Origin of the sequence: Mesorhizobium sp. M7A.F.Ca.US.006.04.2.1 (assembly GCF_004022915.1) — a bacterium.
GTDB classification, from domain to species: Bacteria; Pseudomonadota; Alphaproteobacteria; order Rhizobiales; family Rhizobiaceae; genus Mesorhizobium; species Mesorhizobium ciceri.
The window spans coordinates 1-1999 of the sequence record NZ_RZQA01001015.1 but is presented as its reverse complement, the minus strand read 5'-3'; the positions used below and the strand labels follow the sequence as shown (position 1 = coordinate 1999).

2 protein-coding genes are annotated in these 1999 nt (G+C 64.6%); one reads left to right on the top strand and one right to left on the bottom strand.

Going from position 1 to position 1999, the window contains the following annotated elements:
* Positions 1-425 (top strand): glycine cleavage T C-terminal barrel domain-containing protein (locus EN925_RS33560; protein WP_164894580.1); only part of this gene is annotated, 425 nt, incomplete at its 5' end.
* Between the two features lie 195 nt (positions 426-620).
* Here the strand turns inward: EN925_RS33560 and EN925_RS33555 are convergent.
* Positions 621-1910: an FAD-dependent oxidoreductase gene (locus tag EN925_RS33555; RefSeq protein WP_127385269.1), complete on the bottom strand. Its 1290-nt coding sequence runs from the start codon at positions 1908-1910 to the stop codon at positions 621-623.
* Between the last annotated feature and the right edge of the window lie 89 nt (positions 1911-1999).

The following is a 1999-nucleotide window of genomic DNA, read 5'->3' as shown; positions in this document are numbered from 1 at the left end:
ACCGCCACTGGGGTCACGACATCGGCGAGGAAGACAGCCCGCTGCAGGCAGGGCTTGGCTTTGCCGTGGCGTTCGACAAGCCAGGCGGCTTCATCGGCCGTGATGCGCTGTTGCTGCAGAAGGAGGCGGGCAAGCCGCGCCGCCGCTTGGTGCAGTTGCGGCTGCAGGCCGAAGATGCGCCTCTCCTCTATCATCACGAACCGATCTGGCGCGGCGGCAAGATCGTCGGTTCGGTCACCTCCGGCGCCTACGGCCACCGCATCGGCGCCTCGCTCGGCATGGGCTATGTCGAATGCGAGGGCGGTGTCGACGATGCCTGGCTGGCAGCCGCCCCTCTGGAGATCGAAATCGCCTGGAAGCGATACAAGGCCATTGCGCAGCTCAAGCCGTGGTACGATCCGAAGGGGGAACGCCTGAGACCGTGACAGAACCTCCTTTTGGATCAGTCGGAGGCCCTAAGTCCCAGCCACGCTGAAGGTCCGCTTCGGCTTCCGCTGACGCCTGAAGCTACCAGTCCGCTTTCGGCCCAGTCGTGACCGAGCATGGGCTGTCTGATTGAGACTTCTGCCTCGGCCAGCTAGCCGCCGGCACAAAATCAGCATCGTCGGCCTATAATGTCATCAAGAGCTTCGATCCTTGAAGCGGTTCCAGAGATGCATGCGGTTCGCGACCTGCACGGCGACCGGATGGAACGGAACCGGTTTCATGTTGGTGACCGGCAAAGGCATCTGCTCGTCCCGGCGCCGGCCTGCCGCCCAGCGGCCGATTTCCTGGCCAAGAGACATTGCCAATGCCACGCCGCGGCCGGAATAGACGCCGCCAAACACGAGGCCGGGTGCCAGGCGATAGAGGCGAGGTCTGCGATCAGGCACCACGGCAAAGGTGCCATGCCAGTATTCCACGATCGGCGGTTCGCCGCCGAATGCGCGAAAAGCCTTGCCCAGCATGCTCGAGACCTTGGCGCGACCGCGGTCGGCCTCGTCAAACCAGAATGTATGCGTGCCGCCGCTCACCAGCCGGCCGTCGACGTCGTAGTGGAAATAGCGGATGTCGTTGCGCATGTCGGACACCGCGGGGTTGCCGACAAGGATCTGGGTGCGCAGGCCTTCCGGCAGTGGGTTTGTCGCGGCCTGGAAGACCTTGAACGGCATCAGTGTCTTCTTCAGCCCAGCCCAGAGGTCGCCGGTAAGCGCATTCGTGGCAAGCACCACTTCTGGCGCCGTGACGCTTCCCGTTGCGGTGAAGACGCGCCAGCCGCCTTCCACCTTCTCGATGCCAGACGCCGCGGCGTTCTCGAAGATGGTCACGCCTTCGCGCTCAAGGGCGCCGGCAAGGCCAATGGTCATGGCGAACGGATTGATGTGGCCGGAATTGTGCACCATCCAGCCGCCGAGATAGGGGCTGCCGATGCGCGCGCTGGCTTCGGCCCGGTCAAGCCAGGAGACATTGGCGCCGAAGGCTTTCCACTCTTCGTAGAACTGGCGCGCGCGGGCAAGCGTGGTGTCGGTGTGAGCGGGCTGGATCCAGCCTTCCTGAACCTGGTGGGCGTCTATGTTGAAGCGCTGCATCAGGCCGAAGGCTACGCCGGCCGCATCCGCAACCATGCGATTGTAGTGCTCACCGATCGTCTTGCCGTAGACCGCCTCGAACTCCGCCGGCGAGGCCTTGGAATGGTGGGAGATGACAAGGCCGTTGTTGCGGCCCGACGCTGCCGATCCGATCTCGTTGCTCTCAAGCAGGATGACATTGACGCCGCTGTCGCGCGCGCCAAGTGCCGCGGCCATGCCGGTGAAGCCGCCGCCGACCACCAGCACGTCCGTCTTCAGGTCGCCTTGCAGCGCCGGTGCGGCCGGGCGCCTGTTCGCGGTCTTGCGCCACAGATGCGGCGTCTTCCAGTCGACCTCAAACATGAAGGACGTCCTCGCTGGCGCCGCCGAGATAGTGTTCCCTCAGGGCCGAATGCGCGGCCATTTCCTGCGCCGGGCCATGCAGCTTCACC